This is a genomic window from Polaromonas sp. P1_F9, from assembly GCF_056405615.1.
Genome location: NZ_JBFUBT010000002.1, coordinates 26,735 through 48,861, shown reverse-complemented (window position 1 = coordinate 48,861; position 22,127 = coordinate 26,735). Strand labels below are relative to the sequence as shown.

The 22,127-nt window shown below is 61.7% G+C and carries 25 protein-coding genes; 17 read left to right on the top strand and 8 right to left on the bottom strand.

Annotation, left to right across the window (positions count from 1 at the left end):
* Positions 1 to 109: 109 nt before the first annotated feature.
* Positions 110 to 673 (bottom strand): alkyl hydroperoxide reductase subunit C, encoded by a 564-nt coding sequence (ahpC, locus tag AC1DYR_RS05315; RefSeq protein WP_007874200.1) that lies wholly within the window; start codon positions 671 to 673, stop codon positions 110 to 112.
* 138 nt (positions 674 to 811) lie between these two features.
* A complete protein-coding gene (locus AC1DYR_RS05310) occupies positions 812 to 1,603 on the bottom strand; it encodes a TOBE domain-containing protein (RefSeq protein ID WP_477704177.1) in 792 nt (263 codons plus the stop codon).
* 112 nt (positions 1,604 to 1,715) lie between these two features.
* Here AC1DYR_RS05310 and modA point away from each other — a divergent pair, with 112 nt between their 5' ends.
* From modA to modC, 3 genes are read left to right on the top strand one after another with little or no spacing between them, the layout of a single operon-like run.
* Positions 1,716 to 2,471 (top strand): molybdate ABC transporter substrate-binding protein, encoded by a 756-nt coding sequence (modA, locus tag AC1DYR_RS05305; protein WP_477704176.1) that lies wholly within the window; start codon positions 1,716 to 1,718, stop codon positions 2,469 to 2,471.
* Between the two features lie 13 nt (positions 2,472 to 2,484).
* A complete protein-coding gene (modB, locus tag AC1DYR_RS05300; RefSeq protein WP_477704175.1) occupies positions 2,485 to 3,177 on the top strand; it encodes a molybdate ABC transporter permease subunit in 693 nt (230 codons plus the stop codon).
* Positions 3,174 to 4,271, top strand: coding sequence for a molybdenum ABC transporter ATP-binding protein (modC, locus tag AC1DYR_RS05295; RefSeq protein WP_477704174.1), 1,098 nt, complete (start codon positions 3,174 to 3,176; stop codon positions 4,269 to 4,271). The genes modB and modC overlap by 4 nt, the downstream gene beginning before the upstream one ends.
* Before the next feature lie 295 nt (positions 4,272 to 4,566).
* Here modC and ppsR read toward each other — a convergent pair whose 3' ends face one another.
* Entirely contained in the window at positions 4,567 to 5,388 is an 822-nt protein-coding gene (ppsR, locus tag AC1DYR_RS05290) for a posphoenolpyruvate synthetase regulatory kinase/phosphorylase PpsR (protein WP_477704173.1), read from the bottom strand.
* Between the two features lie 218 nt (positions 5,389 to 5,606).
* Here ppsR and ppsA point away from each other — a divergent pair, with 218 nt between their 5' ends.
* The 12 genes from ppsA to AC1DYR_RS05230 all read left to right on the top strand — a co-directional run bounded on the left by ppsA (position 5,607) and on the right by AC1DYR_RS05230 (position 17,932).
* Entirely contained in the window at positions 5,607 to 8,006 is a 2,400-nt protein-coding gene (gene ppsA, locus AC1DYR_RS05285) for a phosphoenolpyruvate synthase (RefSeq protein WP_477704172.1), read from the top strand.
* A gap of 209 nt (positions 8,007 to 8,215) precedes the next feature.
* On the top strand, positions 8,216 to 8,512 hold the full coding sequence (locus tag AC1DYR_RS05280) for a hypothetical protein (RefSeq protein WP_477704171.1): 297 nt from the start codon (positions 8,216 to 8,218) through the stop codon (positions 8,510 to 8,512).
* Positions 8,503 to 9,108, top strand: a complete 606-nt coding sequence (locus AC1DYR_RS05275; protein WP_477704170.1) for a tetratricopeptide repeat protein — start codon at positions 8,503 to 8,505, stop codon at positions 9,106 to 9,108. The genes AC1DYR_RS05280 and AC1DYR_RS05275 overlap by 10 nt, the downstream gene beginning before the upstream one ends.
* Complete coding sequence (locus AC1DYR_RS05270; protein WP_477704169.1) at positions 9,095 to 9,352, top strand: DUF4212 domain-containing protein; 258 nt, start codon at positions 9,095 to 9,097, stop codon at positions 9,350 to 9,352. Before AC1DYR_RS05275 ends, AC1DYR_RS05270 begins: the two co-directional genes overlap by 14 nt.
* Positions 9,353 to 11,464 carry a sodium:solute symporter family protein gene (locus tag AC1DYR_RS05265; protein ID WP_477704168.1) on the top strand — a complete coding sequence of 704 codons (2,112 nt, stop codon included), beginning with the start codon at positions 9,353 to 9,355 and terminating at the stop codon, positions 11,462 to 11,464.
* A 251-nt stretch (positions 11,465 to 11,715) separates the two neighbouring features.
* On the top strand, positions 11,716 to 12,081 hold the full coding sequence (gene rpsF / locus AC1DYR_RS05260) for a 30S ribosomal protein S6 (protein ID WP_007871089.1): 366 nt from the start codon (positions 11,716 to 11,718) through the stop codon (positions 12,079 to 12,081).
* A gap of 60 nt (positions 12,082 to 12,141) precedes the next feature.
* Positions 12,142 to 12,450 carry a primosomal replication protein N gene (gene priB, locus AC1DYR_RS05255; RefSeq protein ID WP_477704167.1) on the top strand — a complete coding sequence of 103 codons (309 nt, stop codon included), beginning with the start codon at positions 12,142 to 12,144 and terminating at the stop codon, positions 12,448 to 12,450.
* Between the two features lie 10 nt (positions 12,451 to 12,460).
* Positions 12,461 to 12,745, top strand: a complete 285-nt coding sequence (rpsR, locus tag AC1DYR_RS05250; RefSeq protein WP_077592883.1) for a 30S ribosomal protein S18 — start codon at positions 12,461 to 12,463, stop codon at positions 12,743 to 12,745.
* 11 nt (positions 12,746 to 12,756) lie between these two features.
* Positions 12,757 to 13,209, top strand: coding sequence for a 50S ribosomal protein L9 (rplI, locus tag AC1DYR_RS05245; protein ID WP_457278783.1), 453 nt, complete (start codon positions 12,757 to 12,759; stop codon positions 13,207 to 13,209).
* A gap of 181 nt (positions 13,210 to 13,390) precedes the next feature.
* A complete protein-coding gene (gene dnaB / locus AC1DYR_RS05240; protein ID WP_457278782.1) occupies positions 13,391 to 14,803 on the top strand; it encodes a replicative DNA helicase in 1,413 nt (470 codons plus the stop codon).
* Positions 14,804 to 15,035: 232 nt separating this feature from the next.
* Complete coding sequence (locus tag AC1DYR_RS05235) at positions 15,036 to 16,910, top strand: SLC13 family permease (RefSeq protein WP_477704166.1); 1,875 nt, start codon at positions 15,036 to 15,038, stop codon at positions 16,908 to 16,910.
* Entirely contained in the window at positions 16,907 to 17,932 is a 1,026-nt protein-coding gene (locus AC1DYR_RS05230; protein WP_477704165.1) for an ABC transporter substrate-binding protein, read from the top strand. The genes AC1DYR_RS05235 and AC1DYR_RS05230 overlap by 4 nt, the downstream gene beginning before the upstream one ends.
* 18 nt (positions 17,933 to 17,950) lie before the next feature.
* Here AC1DYR_RS05230 and AC1DYR_RS05225 read toward each other — a convergent pair whose 3' ends face one another.
* From AC1DYR_RS05225 to AC1DYR_RS05215, 3 genes are all read right to left on the bottom strand, one after another.
* Positions 17,951 to 18,154 (bottom strand): hypothetical protein, encoded by a 204-nt coding sequence (locus AC1DYR_RS05225; protein WP_477704164.1) that lies wholly within the window; start codon positions 18,152 to 18,154, stop codon positions 17,951 to 17,953.
* Positions 18,155 to 18,242: 88 nt separating this feature from the next.
* Entirely contained in the window at positions 18,243 to 18,461 is a 219-nt protein-coding gene (locus AC1DYR_RS05220) for a hypothetical protein (RefSeq protein WP_477704163.1), read from the bottom strand.
* A 121-nt stretch (positions 18,462 to 18,582) separates the two neighbouring features.
* Positions 18,583 to 19,179 carry a 3'-5' exonuclease gene (locus AC1DYR_RS05215; protein WP_477704162.1) on the bottom strand — a complete coding sequence of 199 codons (597 nt, stop codon included), beginning with the start codon at positions 19,177 to 19,179 and terminating at the stop codon, positions 18,583 to 18,585.
* A gap of 123 nt (positions 19,180 to 19,302) precedes the next feature.
* Here AC1DYR_RS05215 and AC1DYR_RS05210 point away from each other — a divergent pair, with 123 nt between their 5' ends.
* The gene (locus AC1DYR_RS05210) at positions 19,303 to 19,560 is read left to right on the top strand and encodes a hypothetical protein (RefSeq protein WP_477649545.1); all 258 of its coding nucleotides are present in this window, start codon (positions 19,303 to 19,305) and stop codon (positions 19,558 to 19,560) included.
* 22 nt (positions 19,561 to 19,582) lie between these two features.
* Here AC1DYR_RS05210 and AC1DYR_RS05205 read toward each other — a convergent pair whose 3' ends face one another.
* Positions 19,583 to 20,308 carry a site-2 protease family protein gene (locus AC1DYR_RS05205; protein ID WP_477686891.1) on the bottom strand — a complete coding sequence of 242 codons (726 nt, stop codon included), beginning with the start codon at positions 20,306 to 20,308 and terminating at the stop codon, positions 19,583 to 19,585.
* A 13-nt stretch (positions 20,309 to 20,321) separates the two neighbouring features.
* A complete protein-coding gene (locus AC1DYR_RS05200) occupies positions 20,322 to 21,314 on the bottom strand; it encodes a DUF2167 domain-containing protein (protein WP_477704161.1) in 993 nt (330 codons plus the stop codon).
* Positions 21,315 to 21,513: 199 nt separating this feature from the next.
* On the opposite strand from AC1DYR_RS05200, the gene AC1DYR_RS05195 reads away from it, so the two are divergent.
* The gene (locus AC1DYR_RS05195; RefSeq protein WP_477704160.1) at positions 21,514 to 22,101 is read left to right on the top strand and encodes a hemerythrin domain-containing protein; all 588 of its coding nucleotides are present in this window, start codon (positions 21,514 to 21,516) and stop codon (positions 22,099 to 22,101) included.
* Positions 22,102 to 22,127: the final 26 nt, after the last annotated feature.

The following is a 22,127-nucleotide window of genomic DNA, read 5'->3' as shown; positions in this document are numbered from 1 at the left end:
CAGTGTCACTTTCAATTTCAATGAGGAACAAAAAAGCCCGGGACGGCACACACGCGTGTGCCGGGGCCCGGGCCTTCGTCAGGAAGGCAGCAGGGCGTTAGGCCCGTTCTTAGATCTTGCCGACGAGGTCGATGGACGGGGCGATCGTCTTGGCGCCTTCGTTCCACTTGGCAGGGCAGACCTGGCCGGGGTGAGCGGCGGTGTACTGGGCTGCCTTCAGCTTGCGCAGGGTTTCCTTGACGTCACGTGCGATCTCGTTGGAGTGCACTTCAGCGGTCTTGATGACGCCTTCGGGGTTGATCACGAAGGTACCGCGCAGTGCCAGGCCTTCTTCAGGGATGAACACGTCAAAAGCTTTGGTCAGCGTGTGGGTTGGGTCGCCCACCAGCGGGAACTTGGCCTTGCCGACTGCGGGGGAGGTTTCGTGCCACACCTTGTGCGAGAAATGGGTGTCGGTGGTCACGATGTAGACCTCAGCACCGGCCTTCTGGAATTCGGCGTAGTTGTCAGCAGCATCTTCAACTTCGGTAGGGCAGTTGAAAGTGAACGCAGCCGGCATGAAGATCAGGACCGACCATTTGCCCTTCAGCGATTCGTCTGAAACATCGATGAACTTGCCATTGAGGAAAGCTTGGGTTTTGAAAGGCTGGACTTGGGTATTGATCAGGGACATCTGGATGGCTTCCTATGCTGGGTTAAAGAACGGGTAAAAATGCTTTTGAGACGATAGTATAACTCTTTTAAATATAGTGTATCGATAGATATTGACTATTTGTCGAATAGGCGCGATGCGGCGTTTTTTGCCTGGCCATCAAGCCGAAAGGGCAATCACGAGCGCTGATTCGTCGACCAGGGCCTGAACCGGGGTACGGACTTTCAGGCTGCTGCCGGCAGGCGCAAAGCCGACCAGCTGCAGACCCCCGTCAAGTTGCATCGACACTTCGTCGCCCGTGGCACCGCGGCTGATCCGAAGCGCACGGCCGCTCAATACGCAAACCTCTGGCCGTGCGGGAACCACGGGCTGACGCACGGCCACCGCGGTAGCCTTGCACAGGGCCAGTACCGTTTGCCCTTTCTGCAAGCCCAGCAGTTCCGCGCTGGCTTTGGTGATGCGCGAAACCAGCAGTGCCTCACCGGCCAGCCTCAGGTGCACACGCGCCATCTGGCCGCGCACCTCGATCTTCTCAACCTCGCAAGGCAACTGGTTGCGCATGCTGGTGCGTACGCTCATGTTGGACAGTACCGGCAGCGCGCGGGGCAGCAGCAGTTCATCGGACTTGAAGGCGGACAGCACCTGGCTGCGGGATTCGTTCAAAAGCCCCGCCATTGCCAGCAGCTTCTGGCCCGCCGGCGTCAGGGTGGCGCCGCCGCCGCCCGAGCCGCCTACGGCGCGCTCCACCAGTGCCACGCCGGCCAGGTTGGTCAAGGTGTCAATGGCCTGCCAGGCGGCCTTGTAGCTGACCCTGGCTTGCCGCGCTGCCTGGGAGATCGAGCCGCTTTCACCGACCAGGCGCAGGATCTCGATGCGCTTGTCGGCCGGTTCATGGCTGAAGGCGCTTGCGAAGGAGGGTGCGGCGGGCGAGGAATTGGCGGCTTTTTTCATGGGAGCCTCAGGGCAGGAATCGCTATTCTAAAATAGAATAGCGAATCGACGGGGCCGCGTTTCAAACGCATCGTCACCTCCTTCACTTTCATCTTCCATCACCGGAGTCAACATGTTCAAAACTGTGTCGCGCTGGCTGCCCGCTCTATGTCTCGCGCTGTCATCGTTCTCCGCGTTAGCCGAGGAAGTCCAGGTCGCGGTCGCAGCCAATTTCACCGCGCCCATGAAGCTGATCGCTGCGGACTTTGAAAAAGAAACGGGCCACAAAGCGGTGCTGACCTTCGGCGCCACCGGCAAGTTTTATGCGCAAATCACCAATGGCGCGCCCTTCGAAGTCTTCCTTGCGGCCGACGATGAAACCCCCGCCAGGCTGGAGAAGGAAGGCGCGGCCGTGAACGGCAGCCGCTTTACCTATGCCACGGGCAAGCTGGTGCTCTGGTCGGCCCAGCCCGGCGTGGTCGATACGCAGGGCGAAGTCCTGAAAAAGGGCGACTTCAAAAAGATCGCCATTGCAGCGCCCAAGCTCGCACCCTACGGCGCTGCCGCGGTTGAGACGATGAGCAAGCTGGGCCTGCAAGCCGTCCTGGAGCCCAAACTGGTGCAAGGCGAAAGCATCGGCCAGACCTTCAGCTTTGTCTCGACCGGCAATGCGGAGCTCGGTTTTATCGCGCTCTCGCAGGTCTATGACGGCGGCAAGATCAAGTCGGGCTCGGCCTGGATTGTTCCCGAGAGCCTGCACAGCCCGATCCGCCAGGATGCGGTACTGCTGGCCAAGGCCAAAGACAATAAGGCCGCGGTGCAGCTGATGGCCTTTCTGAAAACCGAGAAGGCCAGGGCGGTGATCCGCTCCTTCGGCTACGAACCCTGAAGCGCGGCTGACCATGCTGGATACCGCAAGCCTCCAGGCACTGGCGCTGACCCTGCGGCTGGCGGCCACCACAACCGTGGTGTTGCTGCTGGCTGGCACGCCGCTGGCCTGGTGGCTGGCGCGTACGCGTTCATGGCTCAAAGGGCCGGTGGGTGCGCTTGTAGCGTTGCCGCTGGTCTTGCCGCCGGTGGTACTGGGCTTTTACCTGCTGGTACTGTTGGGGCCGAACGGACCGGTGGGCCAGCTCACGCAATCGCTAGGTTGGGGCGTGCTGCCGTTTACCTTTGCCGGGCTCGTGGTGGGTTCGGTGCTGTATTCCATGCCTTTCGTGGTGCAGCCGTTGCAAAACGCCTTTGAGGCGATTGGCGAGCGCCCGCTGGAAGCCGCTGCCACCTTGCGAGCCTCGCCGCTGGATACCTTTTTCAGCGTGGTGCTGCCGCTGGCCCGGCCCGCCTACCTGACCGCCACCGTCATGGGCTTTGCGCACACAGTGGGCGAGTTCGGCATTGTGCTCATGATGGGGGGCAACATTCCCGGCAAGACGCGCGTGATGTCGGTGCAGATCTACGACCATGTGGAAGCGCTCGAATACAGCCAAGCGCACTGGCTGGCCGGCGGCCTGTTGGTGTTTTCCTTTCTGGTGCTGCTGGCGCTTTATACCTTCAATACCCTGCAGCCGGGCCGGCGCAAAGGGCAGGGCGCATGATGCCGGCCAGCCTTGTCGAAGGCGGCATCTCCGCCTCGTTTCATCGTGTCTTCACCGATTTCTCGCTCGACGTGTCGCTGGACTTGCCGGGACGCGGCGTCATGGCTGTCTTTGGTCCTTCGGGTTCGGGCAAAACCAGCCTGCTGCGCTGCATTGCCGGTCTGGAGCGTGCAGCGGCCGGTCATCTCTCGGTCAATGGCGAGGTCTGGCAAGACGACGAGACAGGTGTCTTCTTGCCGGTGCATCAGCGGCCGCTGGGCTATGTGTTCCAGGAAGCGAGCCTGTTTGCCCATCTGGATGTACACCGCAACCTCGATTTCGGCCAGCGCCGCGTGCCGGCTGCCCAGCGCCGCATCTCGCTGGAACACGCCATTGAATTGCTGGGCTTGCAAAGACTGATGCGGCGCATGCCCGGCACGCTCTCGGGTGGCGAGCGTCAGCGCGTGGCCATCGCGCGGGCGCTGGCCACCAGTCCGCGGCTTTTGTTGATGGACGAGCCCCTGGCCTCGCTGGACATCGCCCGCAAGGCCGAAATCCTGCCTTACCTGGAGCGCCTGCATGACGAACTCGACATGCCCGTGCTCTACGTCAGCCACGCGCCGGATGAGGTCGCCCGGCTGGCCGACCACCTGGTGCTGCTGGACGCCGGCCGCGTTACGGCCTCAGGCCCCACGCGCGAGCTGATGACGCGGCTCGATCTGCCGCTGGCGCATGGCGATGCCGCAGCCGCGGTGATAGATGCCGTCATCAGCGCCGTTGAGCCCGAATGGCACATGAGCCATGCCGAGTTTTCCGGCGGACGCATCAGCCTGCTCAACCCTTCGCTGCAGATCGGCCAGCGCGTGCGCGTGCGCATTCAGGCGCGGGACGTGAGCCTCACGCTGGAGCGCCAGGAAGGCACCAGTGTGCAGAACATCTTTGCGGTTACCGTCACCGGCCTTTCCGCCGACAGCCCGGGGCAGGTGATGGTCGGCCTGGACGCCGGCGGCAGCGCGCTGCTGGCACGGCTCACCCAAAAATCAGCGGAATCCTTGCAATTGCAGCCCGGCAACCGCGTGTACGCACAAGTCAAGGGGGTGGCGGTGCTGGGTTGACCCGGCGCCGCTATAAAAAAGATAGCTACTCGCGCAGGCCGGGACTGGGTCAAAGGCTGATTTCATGCGAAATTTTTGACCAGGCCCAAGGCTCTGTTTTCGCTAAAAAATGCTTTCTGGCCAATAGGGGCGGGCGCAAGCAGCTATCAAATCAGTAGCAACTCACCCGATCCCTGGGGAAAAACCGGCTTCAGCTGCGATGCAGCGGGAAACGTGTATCGATGCTGACCCCTGCTTCGATGAATGCTCACCTCGTGCACCCCGTGCAGAGGCATGGCATGTACCAGGCCCTGCCTCAATACTCCAGCCGCTCCGGCCGGATCTCCTGAAGGATGGTGGTGGCGATCTCTTCGATCGATTTGGTGGTGGTTGACAGCCAGCGTATACCCTCGCGCCGCATCATGGCTTCAGCCTCATGGATTTCCTCGCGGCAGTTGACCAGGCTGGCGTATTTGGAGTTGGGCCGGCGCTCATTGCGGATCTGCGCCAGACGCTCGGGCGCGATGGTCAGCCCAAAGATCTTCTTGCGGTGCGGCACCAGCGCCGGCGGTAGCTGGCGGCGCTCGAAATCTTCAGGAATCAGCGGGTAGTTGGAGGCCTTCAGGCCGTATTGCATGGCCAGGTAGAGCGAGGTCGGCGTCTTGCCGCTGCGGCTCACGCCCACCAGGATCACGTCCGAACCGGCCAGGTCGCGGTTGCTCTGGCCGTCGTCATGCGCCAGCGAGAAATTGATCGCCTCGATGCGGTCGTCGTATTCCTTGCTTTTGGACGCATCTGAAAACCGGCCCACCCGGTGGTTGGACTTGATGCCCAGTTCACCCTCCAGCGGCGCCACAAACATGCCGAACATGTCCAGCAGCATGCCGTTGCAGTGGGCCTTGATGACAGCGAGGATATCCATGTTCACCAGCGTCGTGAAGACGATGGGGCGTTTGCCCTCCACTTCGGCCGTGTGGTTGATCTGCCGGATCGCCTGGTGGGCCTTGTCCACGCTGTCGATAAAAGGCAGGCGGACGTGGCGCGGCTTGAACTCAAACTGCGCCAGGATGGCGTTACCAAAGGTTTCTGCGGTAATGCCAGTGCCGTCAGAGATGAAAAATACGGTGCGTTGGGACATGGGAGGGGATAAATGAGGGACAGGGTAGGAAAATAAGGGTTTCGCTGGTTGAAAGCCGGGTGAAAGCCTGACACGGCACGCCGGGCGCCTGGCCCCTACAATCGTGGCAATTATCCAGTTTGTCACATCATGCCCCGCCACAACCCCTTCCAACAACAACAAGGTTGCTTGCCGCGCATGGTGAATTCCACGGTTTTTAAACCTCCCGGAGTATTTTCATGTCCAAGCTGTTTGAGGCGACCGCCCTGGTCGTACCGTTTGAAAACCTGAGGATGACAGACGTCGAGTCTGTCGGCGGCAAGAACGCCAGCCTCGGCGAAATGATTTCGCAACTGCCGACCGGCCCCAACGGGGTTCGTGTTCCCACCGGATTTGCCACTACGGCCCACGCTTTTCGCGTGTTCCTGGCGCATGACGGCCTCGACAAAAAAATCAACGGCGTGCTGGACACGCTCAACACCGATGACGTGCGCGCGCTGGCCGAAGCCGGCGCCAAAATCCGCAAGCTGGTTGAAGCCCAGCCTTTCCCGGCCGATCTGGAAAAAGCCGTTCGCGACAGTTTTGCCGCCCTCAGCGCCGGCAATGCCCAGGCCAGCTTTGCGGTGCGCTCATCTGCCACGGCAGAGGACTTGCCGGACGCGTCGTTTGCCGGCCAGCAGGAGACCTTCCTGAACGTCGTCGGCATCGACGACGTGCTGCACAAGATGAAAGAGGTGTTCGCCTCGCTCTATAACGACCGGGCGATCAGCTATCGGGTTCATCAGGGCTTTGCCCATTCCGACGTGGCGCTTTCCGCCGGCATCCAGCGCATGGTGCGCAGCGACAAAGGTGCTGCCGGCGTGATGTTCACCATCGACACCGAAAGCGGCTTTGAAGACGTGGTGTTCATCACCTCCAGCTACGGCCTCGGTGAAACGGTGGTGCAGGGCGCCGTCAACCCCGACGAGTTTTACGTGCACAAGCCCATGCTCAAAGCGGGCAAGCGCGCCGTCATTCGCCGCAACCTGGGCTCCAAGCTGCTTCAGATGGAGTTCACCAGCGCAGACGAGAAAAAAGCCGGCGGCAAGCTGGTCAAGACCACTGATGTGCCGACCGAGTTGCGTAACCGCTATTCGCTGACCGACACAGACGTCGAGCAGCTCGCCCGCTATGCATTGATCATCGAAGCGCATTACGGCCGCCCGATGGACATCGAGTGGGGCAAAGACGGCATCGACGGCGAGCTCTACATCCTGCAGGCGCGCCCCGAGACCGTGAAGAGCCAGTCCAAGGGCAAGGCCGAGCAGCGCTACAAGCTCAAGGGCACCGGTACCGTGCTGGCAGAAGGCCGGGCGATCGGCCAGAAGATCGGTACGGGCGCAGTCCGCATCGTCCATGACATCAAGGACATGGACCAGGTGCAGGCCGGCGACATCCTGGTGACCGACATGACCGATCCGAACTGGGAACCGGTGATGAAGCGCGCCAGTGCCATCGTGACCAACCGCGGCGGGCGCACCTGCCACGCCGCCATCATCGCGCGCGAGCTGGGTATCCCGGCCGTGGTCGGCTGCGGCAACGCCACCGAAACGCTGAAGGACGGCATGCTCGTCACCGTGAGCTGCGCCGAGGGCGATACCGGCAACATTTATGACGGCCTGCTGGAAACCGAAGTGACGGAAGTGCAGCGCGGCGAGATGCCGCCGATCGACCTGAAGATCACGATGAACGTCGGCAATCCGCAACTGGCGTTTGACTTCTGCCAGATCCCCAATCACGGCGTTGGCCTGGCACGGCTGGAATTTGTCATCAACAACAACATCGGCGTGCACCCCAAGGCGATTCTTGATTACCCCAATGTGGATGCCGACCTGAAAAAAGCAGTGGAAAGCGTGGCACGCGGCCATGCCTCGCCGCGTGCCTTCTATGTCGACAAGGTGACCGAAGGTGTGGCCACGATCGCGGCAGCCTTCTGGCCCAAGCCGGTGATCGTGCGTTTGTCGGACTTCAAGTCCAACGAATACCGCAAGCTGATCGGCGGTTCACGCTACGAGCCAGAAGAAGAAAATCCGATGCTCGGTTTTCGCGGCGCGTCGCGCTACCTCAGCCCTGATTTCGGCGAAGCTTTTGCGATGGAGTGCGAAGCGCTCAGGCGCGTGCGCGACGACATGGGCCTGGTCAACGTCGAGGTCATGGTGCCGTTTGTCCGCACCCTGGGCCAGGCGAAGAAGGTCACGGACCTGCTGGCGCAACACGGCCTCAAGCGCGGAGAAAAAGACCTTCGCGTGATCATGATGTGTGAGGTGCCGAGCAACGCCATCCTGGCCGACGAGTTCCTCGAATTCTTCGATGGTTTCTCGATTGGCTCGAACGACCTGACCCAGCTCACGCTGGGCCTGGACCGCGACTCGGGCCTGGACATCCTGGCCCAGGACTTCGATGAACGTGACCCGGCCGTCAAGGCCATGCTGAGCCGGGCCATCCAGGCGTGCCGGCGCGCGGGGAAATACGTCGGTATCTGCGGCCAGGGCCCCAGCGACCACCCGGACTTTGCGCAATGGCTCAAGGACGAGGGCATCGGCTCCATCTCGCTGAATCCCGACACGGTGATCGCCACCTGGAAGCAACTGGCCAACTGAAGACGGGTGACATGAATTGAAACGGTGCGCTGCGGAGAGATTCGCAGTGCATTTTTTTTTGCGTCGGAACCGCGCGACCGAGGGAAAACCCGCTGAGGCAGGAGGTTTCCCGGTAAACAATTGGCAATGCCTCCGATGACAATCGGAATCGTTGCCTTCATCCCTTCATCCCTTCATCCCTTCATCCCTTCATCTGTTTGTCATGAGCCATGCTTGCCGCCGCCACTACCATCAAACTGCTCACTGAAATCGCTCTGCTTGCGTTGGCCGGCCAATGGGCGGTAGGCCTGCTGGCAGGCGCAGGGAAGGGCAGCAATCCGTTTTATCGCGTGCTTCAGCTGGTGGGCCTGCCTTGGGTCAAGGCAGCACGCTGGGTATCTCCGCAGGTGGTGATGGACCGTCACTTGCCGCTGGTGGCTTTTTTGGTGCTGCTGCTGGTGTGGGTCGTTGCGGCCATTGCCAAAATCCGCATCTGTCTGGAGATCGGGGTGGCGCTGTGCAAATAGGCGCTGCCCTTCAATACGGTTTTCTGAAAATACGCGCACTGCTTTTGCTCGCCTGCGCCAAACGACCTGCCGCGCTGGCCGTCTTTGACCAGATGCTGCAATTGCGCCCAGCAGACCCTTATGCGCTGGCCAGCCGCGGCCACGTGGCGGCGCAGCTCCAGCTCACACAAGAGTCCGTTGCCAGCCTGCAGCAATTGATCACTGTCAGGCCCGGGCATGCCGCGGGCTGGTTCAACCTGGGTTACGTGCTGCAGCAGGCGGGACGCCACGACGAGGCCGGGCCCGCCTTTGAGCGTGCGGTGGCACTGGACGCGCGCCTGGACCAGGCCTGGTATGGCCTGGCGCTGGTGCACATTCACGCGCACCGGTTTGAGGAAGCCGCCGAGGCCTTGCAAAAGAACACAGCCCTGCAGCCCCTGGGCCCTTACGGCTGGTACCGGCTCGCGCAGGTGTGGCTGGCGCTGGGCCAGCCCGCCAAGGCACGCAAGGTGATTGCGCATCTTGGTCGCTTTGAGCCGCGTGTGGCGGCCCAGTTCGAGCGCGAGAATGAGGCTGTTTTTGCGGCCACCTGCGAGGCAGTCCATGCAGCCCACTGAGAGCCACCGCCGTTACTGGCGCAAGAACCTCGCCGTAACGGCGGCGCTGCTCCTGATCTGGTTCAGCGTTACGTTTGGCGTGAGTTACTTTGCGCGCGCGCTGAGCTTCACTTTTTTTGGCTGGCCTTTCAGCTTCTGGATGGGTGCGCAGGGCGCCCTGGTGGTGTATTGCCTCATCGTCGGCTTTTATGCCTGGTACATGAACCGGCTAGACATCGAGCATGACGTGGCGGACGAGGACTGAATGGGTGGCTTCTTTGGTTCGCGCGACGGCGTCCTGCTCTCGAGCCAGCAATTTAAAAAGCAGCTGGACCGCGTCTACCGCTGGTACACGCTGGGCCTGGTGGTGTTTGTAGTCATCCTGGCGCTCCTGGAGCGCGCGGGCTTGCCGCGCCTCTGGATAGGCACGGCCTTCCTGCTGGCCACCATCGGCCTTTATGCGGGCATAGGCGTCATGAGCCGCACCACCGACGCCTCTGAATACTACGTCGCGGGGCGGCGCGTGCCGGCGGTCTACAACGGCATGGCCACCGGCGCCGACTGGATGTCGGCGGCCTCCTTCATTGGACTGGCGGGAACGCTTTACCTCACGGGCTACAGCGGCCTGGCGTTCATCATGGGCTGGACAGGCGGCTACTGCCTGGTCGCTCTGGTGCTGGCGCCTTACCTGCGCAAGTTCGGTCAGTTCACCATTCCGGATTTTCTGGGAGAGCGTTACGGCGGGCGACTGCCGCGGCTCATCGGCGTGGCGGCGGCCATTTTGTGCTCGTTCACCTATCTGGTGGCGCAGATTTACGGCGTGGGCCTGATCACCTCTTACCTGACCGGCATCGCGTTCGAGCTGGGCATCTTCCTGGGGCTGGGTGGCATCCTGGTGTGTTCTTTCCTGGGTGGCATGCGCGCGGTGACCTGGACGCAGGTGGCCCAATACATCATCCTGGTGGTGGCTTATCTCATTCCGGTGATCTGGCTGTCGGTCAAGCAGACGGGGATTCCGGTGCCGCAGGTGGTTTATGGCTTTCAGCTTGAAAAAGTCACCGCCAAGGAAAAAGAGCTGACGGCCGACCCCAAAGAGCTGCAGGTGCGTGAGCTATTTCGGCAGCGCTCGGAAGCGCTGTCGGGCAAGCTGGAGCACCCCATCGAGTCGCTGGCCGCCGACAAGCTGGCGGCCGCCAGGCGGATGGAGCAGCTCAAAAGCGGTAATGCCTCCGTCGCTGAAATCTCATTGGCGGCCAAAGCCCTGGCCGTTATGCCCAGGGACGAAGCCGCCGCGGTGAAGGCCTGGACGGCTGCCAGGGCCGCTGCGGACATCAAAACCCAGCCGCTCAACGGCATGCCCGCCCATGCGACCCAATTCTCGGGCAATCCTGACGGAACGCCGAAAGAGCAGGAGACGTACGACACCTCGCGCCGCAATTTTCTGGCACTGGTTTTTTGCCTCATGGTGGGTACAGCGGCCTTGCCGCATATCCTGATGCGCTACTACACCGTGCCTAGTGTGCGGGAAGCGCGGCAGTCGGTCACCTGGTCGCTGGCATGCATCTTTTTGCTGTATTTCACCGCGCCGGCGCTGGCCGTGCTGGTGAAATACGAGGTATTCACCGTGCTCGTCGGCACGCCGTTTGACCAATTGCCCGCCTGGGTGCATTCCTGGACGCGGGTGGACCCTTCGCTGCTGTCGGTCACAGACATCAACAAGGACAACATCCTGCAGCTCAACGAGATGAACATCGGCGGCGACATCATCGTGCTGCTGACGCCCGAGCTGGCAGGCTTGCCCTACGTGATTTCAGGCCTGGTGGCGGCGGGCGGGCTGGCTGCCGCGCTCTCCACCGCCGACGGCCTGCTGCTGACGATTGCCAATGCGCTGGGCCACGACCTTTATTACAAGATGATCGACCCCAATGCCTCAACGGTGAGCCGGGTGACTGTATCCAAGATATTGCTGCTGATCGTCGCCTTGCTGGCAGCCTATGTGGCGGCGCAAAAGCCGGCAGACATCCTGTTTCTGGTGTCGGCTGCGTTTTCGTTTGCAGCCGCCTCGTTCTTTCCGGCCCTCAGCCTGGGCATCTTCTGGAAGCGCGCCAACGGCATCGGGGCGGTACTGGGCATGGTGTCGGGCCTGGGGGTGACCTCGTACTACATGTTCACCAACCAGGCCTGGCTGCGCGCCACTTTCGGCATCACTTCGCCGGTGCAGCTGTGGTGGGGCATAGACCCGATCTCGGCCGGGCTTTTCGGGGTGCCGGTCGGTTTTGCCGTCATTGTGCTGGTGAGCCTGGTCACCCGGCCCCCGAGCCAGAAGGTTCAGGACTTGGTCGAATACATCCGTTATCCAGACCTGAAACGGCTCTAGAACCCGACTGGAGTGGTCAATCTGGGTCGTTTTCGGCGCTTTTGGCCTTAAATGAGGGCGAGAATCTGTCCCCGTGTCATACCAGCATGAGCCGCGGGACTGGCTTTGCCAGACCGCAGGCGGGCGGCCCCCTCGGGGGGCAGGGAGCTACACGCAGTGAGCGACCGTGGGGGCATGCTATACTCTTGGGCTTCGCCTTGCTGCACCCTTAACGACGCTGGGGCAGCTTCAATCAACCACAAGGAGAGTTTATGCGTCACTATGAGATCGTCTTGCTGATCCACCCGGATCAAAGCGAGCAAGTCCCAGCCATGCTGGAACGTTACAAGGGCATGATCACCGCCGGCGGTGGCAAAGTGCACCGTGTCGAAGATTGGGGCCGCCGCCAGCTGGTGTACCTGATCCAGAAACTGGCCAAAGCCCACTACCTCTGCATCAACATCGAAGCCAGCCAGGCCGTGATGGAAGAAATTGAACACGCGTTCAAGTTCAACGATGCCGTGCTGCGCCACCTGACCGTGGTGAAGAAGAAGGCCGAAACCGGCCCGTCCCTCATGATGCGCAATGTCGAGAGGGAAGAAGCCCGTAAGGCCCAACAGCAGGAGTATGCGGCTTAATAGCCACCATGCTGTTGAACGCCTCGCTGCTGCGCATCTGCTTTTGAGCAAGAGCCCGCAGTGAACCACATTGAACTGACCGCCTGTATCGCCGAGGCAAGTCCTCTTCGCTACACGCCCGCTGGAATCCCCGCCGCCAATTTCGTTCTCGAACACGAGTCCGAAATCGTCGAAGCCGGAGTCACCAGACAGGTCAAGTTGACGGTAAGGGCGTTGGCCTTAGGAGCTTTGGCTGAGCAATCAGCGAAATCCCCGCTAGGCAAACCCTTCAGGTTCACCGGTTTTCTCATCAATGCGCGCACCAGCAAAGGTGTTGTTTTTCATATCCAGGCTCTGCACAAGGTAGAGCAAGTACCGAACCCCATTTAAGGAGTCCATCATGCCCGGACCAAAACGTTTCAACAAAGACAAGCGCCCCAAGCGCAATACCCAATCCCTGCTGTTCAAGCGCAAGCGTTTTTGCCGCTTCACAGCCGCCGGCGTTGAAGAAATCGACTACAAAGACATCGACACCCTGCGCGATTTCGTAGCCGAAAACGGAAAAATCATCCCCGCACGCCTGACCGGCACGCGCGCGATTTTCCAGCGCCAGATCAACACCGCCGTCAAGCGCGCTCGCTTCCTCGCGATGCTGCCTTACAGCGACCAGCACCGTAGCCTGTAAGGAGCACGACCATGCAAATTATTCTGCTCGACAAAGTCGTGAACCTCGGTAACCTCGGCGAAATCGTCAAGGTCAAAGACGGCTATGCACGCAACTTCCTGATCCCTTCGGGCCGCGCACGCCGCGCCACGGAAGCCAACAAGGCCGAATTCGAAGCCAAGCGCGCCGAACTCGAAAAAGCTGCGGCAGCCAAGCTGGCCGAAATGCAGGCCCAGGGCGCAAAGCTCGGCGGCACCACCGTCAAGCTGACGCAAAAAGCCGGTGTTGACGGTCGCCTGTTCGGCTCCGTCACCAACCATGACATCTCGGCCGAGCTGACCAAGCAGGGCTTCCCTGTGTTGAAGTCGCAAATCCGCATGCCTAACGGTCCGCTGAAGATTGTTGGCGACCACGCCGTGACCGTTGCCCTGCACACCGACGTGGCAGTGGACATCACCGTCACGGTGTACGGCGAAACCGCTTAAGCGTTTTCTCCCTTCCCGCAAAAAAGCCGCTCGCCGAGCGGCTTTTTTCATGGCTGTTCATACCGATTGGCTGTACACAAGCTCCGGGTGTATTTACACCGAATTTCCAACGCTTATTCACAACTTTGTCCACAGCGGTTTTTCGTAGCGGGCTTAGTATTTCAGTCTCCCAAGGAAACCCATGTCCGCCGTACTTTCCACCTATGACGATCCCGGCTACAGCCCCGACCGCCAGATCGCCCAGCTGCGCATTCCGCCGCACTCCATCGAGGGAGAATCCAGCGTGCTGGGCGGCCTGTTGCTCGACAACGGCGCGTGGGACCGTGTGGGCGACCTGCTGACCGACCAGGACTTCTACCGCTCCGAACACAAGCTGATCTATGCCGCCGTGGGCGCGCTCATCAACGCATCCAAGCCGGCAGACATCATCACGGTCTACGAGCACCTGCAAAACCAGGGCAAGGCCGACGAAGTAGGGGGCCTGAGCTACCTCAATTCCCTCGCGCAATACGTTCCCAGCGCGTCCAACATTCGCCGCTACGCAGAAATCGTGCGCGAGCGCTCCATCCTGCGCAAACTGGTGTCCGCCTCGGACGAAATCTCCACCAACGCCTTCAACCCGCAGGGGAAAGACGTCGCCACCATCCTCGACGAGGCCGAACAGAAGATCTTCAAGATCGGCGAGCAGGGCTCGCGCATGAAAGAAGGCTTCCAGAGCATGGACACGCTGGTTGTGAGCCTGCTTGACCGCGTCACCGAGATGGCCGAGAACCCGCAGGACGTCACCGGCGTTCCCACGGGCTTCTACGACCTGGACCGCATGACGTCCGGCTTCCAGGCTGGTGACCTGGTGATTCTGGCGGCGCGCCCCTCCATGGGCAAAACTGCACTGGCCATCAACATCGCCGAAAACGTTGCCTTGCTCGAAGGTCTGCCCGTTGCCGTGTTCTCCATGGAAATGGGCGCCTCGCAGCTTGCCGTGCGTATTGTCGGCTCCATCGGCCGCATCGACCAGACCCATTTGCGCACCGGTGCCCTCACGGACGAAGAATGGCCGCGCCTGACCGAAGCCATTGAAAAGCTGCGCACGGTTTCGTTGCACATCGACGAAACCCCCGGCCTCACGGTGAGCGAGCTGCGCGCCAACGCCCGCCGCCTGGCCCGCCAGTGCGGCAAGCTGGGCCTGATCGTGGTTGACTATTTGCAGCTCATGAGCGTATCCGGCGGCATGGCCGATGAGAACCGCGCCACGGCCGTCGGCGAAATCTCACGCGGCCTGAAAATGCTGGCCAAAGAGCTGCAGTGCCCCGTGATCGCGCTGTCGCAGCTCAGCCGCGGCGTGGAGTCCCGCACCGACAAACGCCCCATGATGAGCGACCTGCGCGAGTCCGGCGCCATCGAGCAGGACGCCGACATCATCATGTTCATCTACCGCGACGAGTACTACACCAAAGAGGCCTGCAAGGAGCCGGGCGTCGCCGAAGTCATCATCAGCAAGCAGCGTAACGGCCCGACCGGCACGGTCAAGCTGGCCTTCCTGAACCGCATCACCAAGTTCGAAAGCCTGGCCAGTGGCGGCAGCGGGGACTTTTAAGGCCTGAAGAAGCTCGCAAGCCTTCCTGTCGTATCGAGTGGCCACGGCGCAGTGGCCTTCCTAGGGTTTTCCGGCGGCCGTTTTCGGAAAAACAGTGTTTTAATGGCAAAAAACAGCTGCAGGCCAATCAAACCGGGCGCAAGCAGCTATCAATACAATAGCTAAAGGAGGAGGCCCCATGCCGATGCCCCTGCGGATTCTTACCGTCACCTCACTGTAGGTCCGGGAATCCATGCCTGTTTCCTCCGTCATTTCCGCTGCCATCCCCGACGCCGACATCCTGGCGCTTTTGCGTGGTGACGCGCTTTTTGCCGACCTTTCCGGTAGCCAGCTTGCACGCCTGCTCGGCAGCCTGCACACGCTCGAATTCGCCGCCGGGGACACGCTGTATGAGAAAGGCGCGCCAGCCGAATTTCTGTATGTGATCGAAGCCGGTGAGCTGCAGCTGACCACGCCAGGCGGCCGTACCGTCGTGCTGCCCGGCATGCGCTGCGGTGAAGAAGCCGCCTGCGACACGGCCAGTTACCTGTGCAGCGTCACGGCCGCCACGCCGGTCAGGGCGGTGCAGGTTCCCCGCGAAGCCCTGGCCGAGCTGGCTGCAAAATCGCCCGCCTTGCGCAACAAGGCCTGGCTGACGCTGATGGGTTATGTGGGCGGCGAATCCTTTCTTGCGCCGGCCCCCGGCAAGCCCGCCGCCAAAAAGCCGGCCAAACCCATTTCCCGGCGCGAGCTTGTCGGCTGGCTGGGCGTGGTGCTGGTGCCGCCCGCGATTTATTTCCTCTCCGGCTCGGCTGGGCTGGTGGTGGAGGCCTCGTTGTTCCTGGCCATCCTGTCGGCCACGGTGCTGATGTGGCTGTTCAACCTGGCCGATGAGTTCGTGCCGCCGCTGGTGGCCATCACCGCGGTGCTGATCGTCGGCCTTGTGCCCTACGAAGTCGCGCTGGCCGGGTTTTCGTCGCGAACGCTCACCACGCTGGTCGGCGTGTATGCGCTGGCCGCGGTGATTTCCGCCTCGGGCCTGAGCTACCGCTTCATGCTGTGGCTGCTGATACGCCTGCCCGACACGCCGTTCTGGCACCAGGCGGCGCTGCTGCTGTCGGGTTACCTGCTGTCGCCCATCATGCCCTCAGGCAATGCGCGGCTGTCGCTGGTGCTGCCGTTTTATCGCGACATGATCGAAGGCCTCAACCTGCCGGCGCAGAGCAAGTCCGCCACGGCCCTGATGGCGGCCACGTTTTCCGGTGCCATGCTGTTTTCGCCGATGCTGCTGACCAGCAAATCGTCCAACCTGACGGCTTTCGGCATGCTGCCCGTGCAACTGCAGGACCAGTTCCAGGGCCTGTTCTGGTTTGCCGCTGCCGGCGTGGCTGCGCTCGCCGTCACGGCCATGCACCTGGTGGTGGTGCGCCTGTGTTTTGGGCGCACAGCCCAGGCCGCCTTGCCCAAGGAAAGGCTCAAGCGCCAGCTGGCTTTGCTGGGCGACGTCACCCGGCCTGAAAAAGCCGCACTCACCGGTTTCCTGTTCTTCCTGATAGGGGCGGGCACCTCCGGCTGGCACCAGATTTCTCCCGCCTGGCTGGCGGCCTTTTTGCTGGTGGGCCTGCTGCTCATGGGCTTGCTGAGCAAGAAAGACTTCCAGCAGAAAATCGACTGGCCGATGATTTTCTTTCTGCTCAGCCTCGACGGCCTGAGCCGCGCCATCAGCTACCTGGGGCTGGACACCGCACTGGCCCATTCGGCGGGCAACATGTTTGATTTCGTCGGCGGCAAAATGGTCTGGTTCATCCCGGTCGCGCTGGTGGTCACGCTGCTGCTGCGCCTGGTGCTGCCCATCACCGCCGGCATGATCGTGGCTGCGGTCATTCTTCTGCCGATCGGGCAGGCGCAGTTCATCAACCCCTGGGTCGTGGTCTTCCTGACTGCGATGTTCAGCGACATCTGGTTCATGCCCTACCAAAGCTCGCAGTACCTGCAGGTCATGGGCAGCGGGCTGGACCGCTACTACAAACACACCGATTTCCTGCGCTATAACCACTGGATGAACCTGGCGCGCCTGCTGGCGGCCTATCTCTCGATCCCTTACTGGGAATGGCTGGGCCTGGTATGAAAAATGGAACCCTCGCCGTCCTGACGGGCGCGGCCCTTCTTGTCGCGTTGCTGCTGCTGGGCATGTTCAACCTGTCCAAGCCGCGGGTGCTGGTGCTGCACAGCTCGGACCGAAGCTCCACCACCGTCGGCAAGATGGACGAAGGCATACGCCATGTCCTGGACAAAAACAGGCAGCCCTTGACTGTTCGCTGGCATTACCTCGGCATAGACCGCCTTCCCGATGAAGACCATCGCCAGGACGCCGCAAAAGAAGGCCTGCGCGCCGTTGAGCAGTTCAACCCCGACCTGGTGATTGCCGTAGACGACGAAGCCCAGCAATACGTGATGCGCCGCTTCGCCGGGCAGGGCCGTCCCAGGGTGGTGTTCGCCGCCATAGACCATGAGCCCGCAGAGTACGGCTACGTGGGCGCAGCCAACGTCACCGGTGTCGCCGAGCGCCTGCCGCTGGCCGCCGTGCGCGACTTGCTGCAGCACGTCAAAAAGGGCCAGCCCGTACGTGTGGCGGTGCTGGGCGACTCCGGCCCCACCAGCAAGGGTCAGCTCAGGCAGGTCGAGGCTTTCACCTGGGCGCCGCACAGCGTGGTGGTTACCCACACACTGGGCGATTTCCCCGCCTGGCAGGCCGCCATCAAGGCAATGAACGGCAAGGCCGATGTGGTGTTGGTGCTCTCGCACGGCAGTTTGCGTGCCGGGCCCGCGCCGGCCGGCGCGGTGCCCGATGCCGAGGTGATCAAGTGGATCGAAGCCAATGCCGCGCCCTTGCCGCTGGGCGTCGACATTGAATACGTTCAGCAGGGTGGGGGGCTCAGTGTGGCGCCGTCTGCCAAGTCGATGGGGGAAATCGCTGCCGCCGACGCCCTGACCTGGCTGAAGGCAAAACCCGCCAGTGCGCCGCCGCTTCCTGGCCAGGACGCGCGCTACAGCGTGGGTTTGCGCGCTGCCGCCCTGGGTGCCCGCAACATCACGCTGCCGTCGATCTACACCGAAGCCGCGCGGCTGGAGCAACTCTACTACCCATGATGCCCGCAGTGCCCGCCATCATGGGGCGGCGACGGGTTCCAGCCCGGTTTTCCGGATGACGGGCGCGGCCGCCGCAGTGGTAAAGAACCGGATCAGTGCGCGCGCGGCGTCCTGCTCGGCAGCAAAGGCCGGCACCAGCTCGTTGCAGGCGGCGGTAAAGCCGCCCGAAGTCATCACATGAATGTCGGTCGCCCACGCGGCTACGCCGGGCCATGCAAGCACGGGCTGCAGCAGCGAAAAATCCTGAAGGGCTTCAGAAGCTGCCGCATGGCATGTCCTCCTCTTGTTGATCGGTTGGGCGTGGGTTAACTCAGCGCACGCACTCAAACCCGTACTGCTCGGGGGTAGGCTTGGTCACCAGCCGGGCGTGCAGGCCACGCTTCTGGCATTCGGCTTCAGCAATGTCAGTGGCTTCGCCCAACCTTGAAGGGCGGGCTTTAACGATGATCTGTTTTTCATTGACGCTGACAAGTTCCGCTGCGCAGCCGGACATCAGGATGCAGGCAAGAAGGGGAAGCAATGTTTTCATGGGAGGTTTCCTTGGAGGGTAAATACAGTTTCAGTCATCAAAATATTTGGTTAAAACCGGCTGCAGCCCTTTAATGGCAAGCGCAACCAGCTATCAATTTGGTAGCGTATTGCGGCCGCGCCTACCCCAGCCCCAGCGCTTTGTACACCCGCAGCGCCCCATACGCATCGTTGGCGGCATACACAATCTGCGCTTCCGTCAGCCGTTCATTGGCCCAGTTGGAGGTGGCCGCCTTCTTGGATTTGAGGAAGCGCTTGTTGAACATCACGGCCACAGCGCCGCGCACGCCCATGTCCTTGCGGTAGCCGCGCTCGCGGAACACCACGTTCAGGTCCAGCACGCCCTGCAGGTCTGTGCCCAGCTTGCGGATGATGCGGCGCTGGTCATCGCCCAGGCCGAAACCTGCCTTGATGATCGCAGGCGAGCTCAGCAGCAACCCGACCACACGGCGGCATTCGGCATCTTCGAGCTGGAAGATCCAGGCCTTGTCGAGCGCCGAAAGCTGCACGATATGCGGCCCTTCAGACGCCTCGTTTTTGGCAAAGGTCGGTTTCGACTCGGTGTCAAAGCCCAGCACCGCGGCGCCGGCCAGGGCCTGCAGCGCTGCGGCGGCCTGAGCCGGTGTCGCCACCACCTCGATCTGCCCCAGGCTCAACCGGTCGAATGGCTCCAGCAGGGCAATTTCTTCTTTTCCGGGAGTCGGGTGGCGCTCTGTCATGGGTATTGGGGCATAAGTAGGCAAAAAACGGGGCTGCGGCAAGGTCTGTGCAAGGCTAGAGCTTACAGTCAGGGTTAACGCATTACACCGGACCGCCCCCGACCGCCCTCATTTACCTACATCATGGCAGCAGCACAAAGCATCACCACCGAGCATTACAAGCTCTTTCCGTCGCCGCGCAACCGGCACCGCACGATTTTTTTGCACCAGGTGTTTGTGCCGCACTCCTTCATGCTGATCGACATGGAAAGCTACGGGCTCAAGGGCAAATACAGCCTGTTCGGCGCCTGCCGCCTGGCCGACATGCGCATGGGGCAACTGGTGACGCTTGAGCTGCCCGAAGACGAAGCAACCTTCAACGCGAAGTTTGTGCCGGACTGACACGAGCCGCGCTCAACCCGATTTACCGGATGGCGCTGACGCCGCGCAGCATTTCATGCACGTCATGCGTCATCACCGCCAGAAACGCCGCCAGGGCCAGGTAATAAAAGCCGTACTCGAACCGCGTGGCGGCACTGGTGGCGTAATAGGTTTTGGCCTCTTCGCTGTCTGATTTGTAGCGTATGGCCTTCAGCAGCTGCGGTCCGGCCAGCAGCGCCATCAGGATCAGCATGGGGCTGGGCCGCCAGAAGAACAGGCCCACCAGCACCGGCACCCCCAGAAACCAGATCCGTGGCGACAGCACCGCGGTGATGCGGCCTCCGTCAAATGGCGATAGCGGAATCAGGTTGAAGAGGTTCAGGAAAAAGCCGGAATACGCAATCGCGAGCAGCAGGTTGCTGTCCTGGTCGCGCGCCAGAAAATAGCAGGCCAGCGCGCCTATCGTTCCCAGCAGCGGGCCGCCCAGGCCCACATAGGCTTCGGTTTCGGCGTCGTGCGGCATGTCCTTGAGCTCCACCCACGCGCCCACAAACGGGATGAAGGTGGGCGCGCCCACATTGAGGCCGCGCTGCCGCGCGGCAATGTAATGGCCCATTTCATGCACAAACAGCAGCGCCACAAAACCCACTGCGTAGCGCCAGCCGAACAGCAGCGCGTAGGCAAACACCGAAATCAGCATGCTGCCGCCCGTGAGCAGCAGCTTGCCGAATTTGGCGCCGGTGAAAAGCAGCAGCAGGAGTTTCGTCACGCGAAGGTACTTTTCAGGCGATGGGCGGTGCCGGAGGTTTTTGCGGGGTGGTTGACGCGTTTGCCGTACTGCCGAATGCGGCAGGAACCGTCTCCTGCTCGGCTGCCGCGACCGGCATGGGCGCTGCAGCCGGTTTGCGCTTGAAGTATTTCAGGAACACTGTGCCAAACCCCGCCACGGCCAGAAAGATCACTTTGGCAAACTTGGCAAAAAAGAGCGCGGCGACGGCGAAGAATCCGAGTTTTTTTGCGGCCACACCCAGCACCAGCGCGGCCAGGCCGTATTCGGCCACCTTGTCGGTCTTGGAGTTGAAATCGGCATAACGTTTGCCGTCGTTGTACTGCAGGGCCGACAGCAACTCCGCGGCGACGGGTTTGTCTTTCGGCAAATCATTCAGCGCCGTCACCAGGTTCAGGCTGAAGTAACCTTCACGCCCCAGCGCGTAGGTGTTGTAGTTCACGCCCTGCGCGGCATCGGGCGCTGCGCCGCGGTCCTTGCTGGACATGGCCCACACCAGCCGGTGTGTGGCGGCGTTGTAGGCCGGTTTTTCGGCCCAGCCGACAATTTCCATTTCAGGAAAACCCATCTTCTTGCGTTCGCTGTTCGAGGCCTCTGTGCCTTCGCGGTAGCTTTTGAGAAGGTCGTCGGCGTTCCAGTCCTTGGCTTCGTCGTCTTTCACGTAGCCTGCGGACTCAAAGCGCACCGTGACAAACCAGGAGTCGTTGGCCGCCGGAAACACCAGGCCCTGCAGCCGCGAGTCCTTGCCGGGATTGCCCATGGCATTGAGAAGCCTGGCGGCCTGCGGCTGCGGTACAAAAATGCGGCCGGCCGGCAGCTTCAGCACGGCCTGGTCTGCCAGGGGAATGTCCTGCGGGCCTTCCTTGGCTGCGGCTCGGGCTTCTGCCCAGATTTTTTCGGCTTCGTCTTTTGATATCGGCTGCGCCAGGGCAGCACCGCAATACAGCACAACCGCCAGCGCACAGATGCGCGTCCACAAATGGCTCATCAAGTCCTCCCTGTTGGAATAAATTTCCGGATATTCTGACACGGCCCCGGCGAAACCGCCGGCTTGTTTGATATGGATCAACAGCGCCGTTGATCGCGTCCCTATAGTCAAAGTGGCGGCGCGGTTTCCGGTTGGAACTCCTGGCAATTGCCGGGTTGGTTGGCCGGGCAGGGTGCCGCCTTTAAACAGGGGCAGATCCATGACTATCCATCACCTCAGTCACCAGAGCGGGAAAGCATCCGCGTCTCCCAGCGGCTCGGACTCGGTCGACCTCGCCATGCCGCTGGCCGGCTTTTCGCAATGTCACTTCGGGATTGCTTCTCAGCTGCAGGCTTTCACCGAGCTGCCAGCCCTGCTGGCAGCGGCCGTGCAGGCGCGCAACGTCGCCTCGCACACGCTCAGCCTCTTCAAGTACGCGGTGGCAAGCCACCATGCTGACGAAGAAAATGAGTTGTTTCCGGCGGTGTTGCGCAGTGCTGCCAAAGGGGAAGAGGCCGAGAAGGTCAGGGTGATGATCAAGCGCCTGGTGGCCGAGCACCGCAAGATCGAATCCATCTGGAAAGACCTCGAACCGGCAGTGAAGGCGGTAGCGAAGAACCAGCCGGCAGACTTGGACCTGCAAGCGGTGGAGGCGCTGGTGCAGACCTACCTGAAACACGCGCGCTTTGAAGAGGAAGAATTCCTTCCGCTGGCTGAAGCCATCCTCGGGCGCAACGGCAACCACATGGCGGCCCTGGGCCTGTCGCTTCACCTCAAGCATGCGCCCATGGTGGTGGGGCATGTCTAGCGGTCAATACGCCAGGGTGATTCATG

What these genes read in the sequence shown, in the direction of transcription:
- ahpC (WP_007874200.1), bottom strand. Translation starts at nt 673, where the DNA reads ATGTCCCTGATCAATACCCAAGTCCAGCCTTTCAAAACCCAAGCTTTC.
- AC1DYR_RS05310 (WP_477704177.1), bottom strand. Translation starts at nt 1,603, where the DNA reads ATGAAAAAAGCCGCCAATTCCTCGCCCGCCGCACCCTCCTTCGCAAGC.
- modA (WP_477704176.1), top strand. Translation starts at nt 1,716, where the DNA reads ATGTTCAAAACTGTGTCGCGCTGGCTGCCCGCTCTATGTCTCGCGCTG.
- modB (WP_477704175.1), top strand. Translation starts at nt 2,485, where the DNA reads ATGCTGGATACCGCAAGCCTCCAGGCACTGGCGCTGACCCTGCGGCTG.
- modC (WP_477704174.1), top strand. Translation starts at nt 3,174, where the DNA reads ATGATGCCGGCCAGCCTTGTCGAAGGCGGCATCTCCGCCTCGTTTCAT.
- ppsR (WP_477704173.1), bottom strand. Translation starts at nt 5,388, where the DNA reads ATGTCCCAACGCACCGTATTTTTCATCTCTGACGGCACTGGCATTACC.
- ppsA (WP_477704172.1), top strand. Translation starts at nt 5,607, where the DNA reads ATGTCCAAGCTGTTTGAGGCGACCGCCCTGGTCGTACCGTTTGAAAAC.
- AC1DYR_RS05280 (WP_477704171.1), top strand. Translation starts at nt 8,216, where the DNA reads ATGCTTGCCGCCGCCACTACCATCAAACTGCTCACTGAAATCGCTCTG.
- AC1DYR_RS05270 (WP_477704169.1), top strand. Translation starts at nt 9,095, where the DNA reads ATGCAGCCCACTGAGAGCCACCGCCGTTACTGGCGCAAGAACCTCGCC.
- AC1DYR_RS05265 (WP_477704168.1), top strand. Translation starts at nt 9,353, where the DNA reads ATGGGTGGCTTCTTTGGTTCGCGCGACGGCGTCCTGCTCTCGAGCCAG.
- rpsF (WP_007871089.1), top strand. Translation starts at nt 11,716, where the DNA reads ATGCGTCACTATGAGATCGTCTTGCTGATCCACCCGGATCAAAGCGAG.
- rpsR (WP_077592883.1), top strand. Translation starts at nt 12,461, where the DNA reads ATGCCCGGACCAAAACGTTTCAACAAAGACAAGCGCCCCAAGCGCAAT.
- rplI (WP_457278783.1), top strand. Translation starts at nt 12,757, where the DNA reads ATGCAAATTATTCTGCTCGACAAAGTCGTGAACCTCGGTAACCTCGGC.
- dnaB (WP_457278782.1), top strand. Translation starts at nt 13,391, where the DNA reads ATGTCCGCCGTACTTTCCACCTATGACGATCCCGGCTACAGCCCCGAC.
- AC1DYR_RS05235 (WP_477704166.1), top strand. Translation starts at nt 15,036, where the DNA reads ATGCCTGTTTCCTCCGTCATTTCCGCTGCCATCCCCGACGCCGACATC.
- AC1DYR_RS05230 (WP_477704165.1), top strand. Translation starts at nt 16,907, where the DNA reads ATGAAAAATGGAACCCTCGCCGTCCTGACGGGCGCGGCCCTTCTTGTC.
- AC1DYR_RS05220 (WP_477704163.1), bottom strand. Translation starts at nt 18,461, where the DNA reads ATGAAAACATTGCTTCCCCTTCTTGCCTGCATCCTGATGTCCGGCTGC.
- AC1DYR_RS05215 (WP_477704162.1), bottom strand. Translation starts at nt 19,179, where the DNA reads ATGACAGAGCGCCACCCGACTCCCGGAAAAGAAGAAATTGCCCTGCTG.
- AC1DYR_RS05210 (WP_477649545.1), top strand. Translation starts at nt 19,303, where the DNA reads ATGGCAGCAGCACAAAGCATCACCACCGAGCATTACAAGCTCTTTCCG.
- AC1DYR_RS05200 (WP_477704161.1), bottom strand. Translation starts at nt 21,314, where the DNA reads ATGAGCCATTTGTGGACGCGCATCTGTGCGCTGGCGGTTGTGCTGTAT.
- AC1DYR_RS05195 (WP_477704160.1), top strand. Translation starts at nt 21,514, where the DNA reads ATGACTATCCATCACCTCAGTCACCAGAGCGGGAAAGCATCCGCGTCT.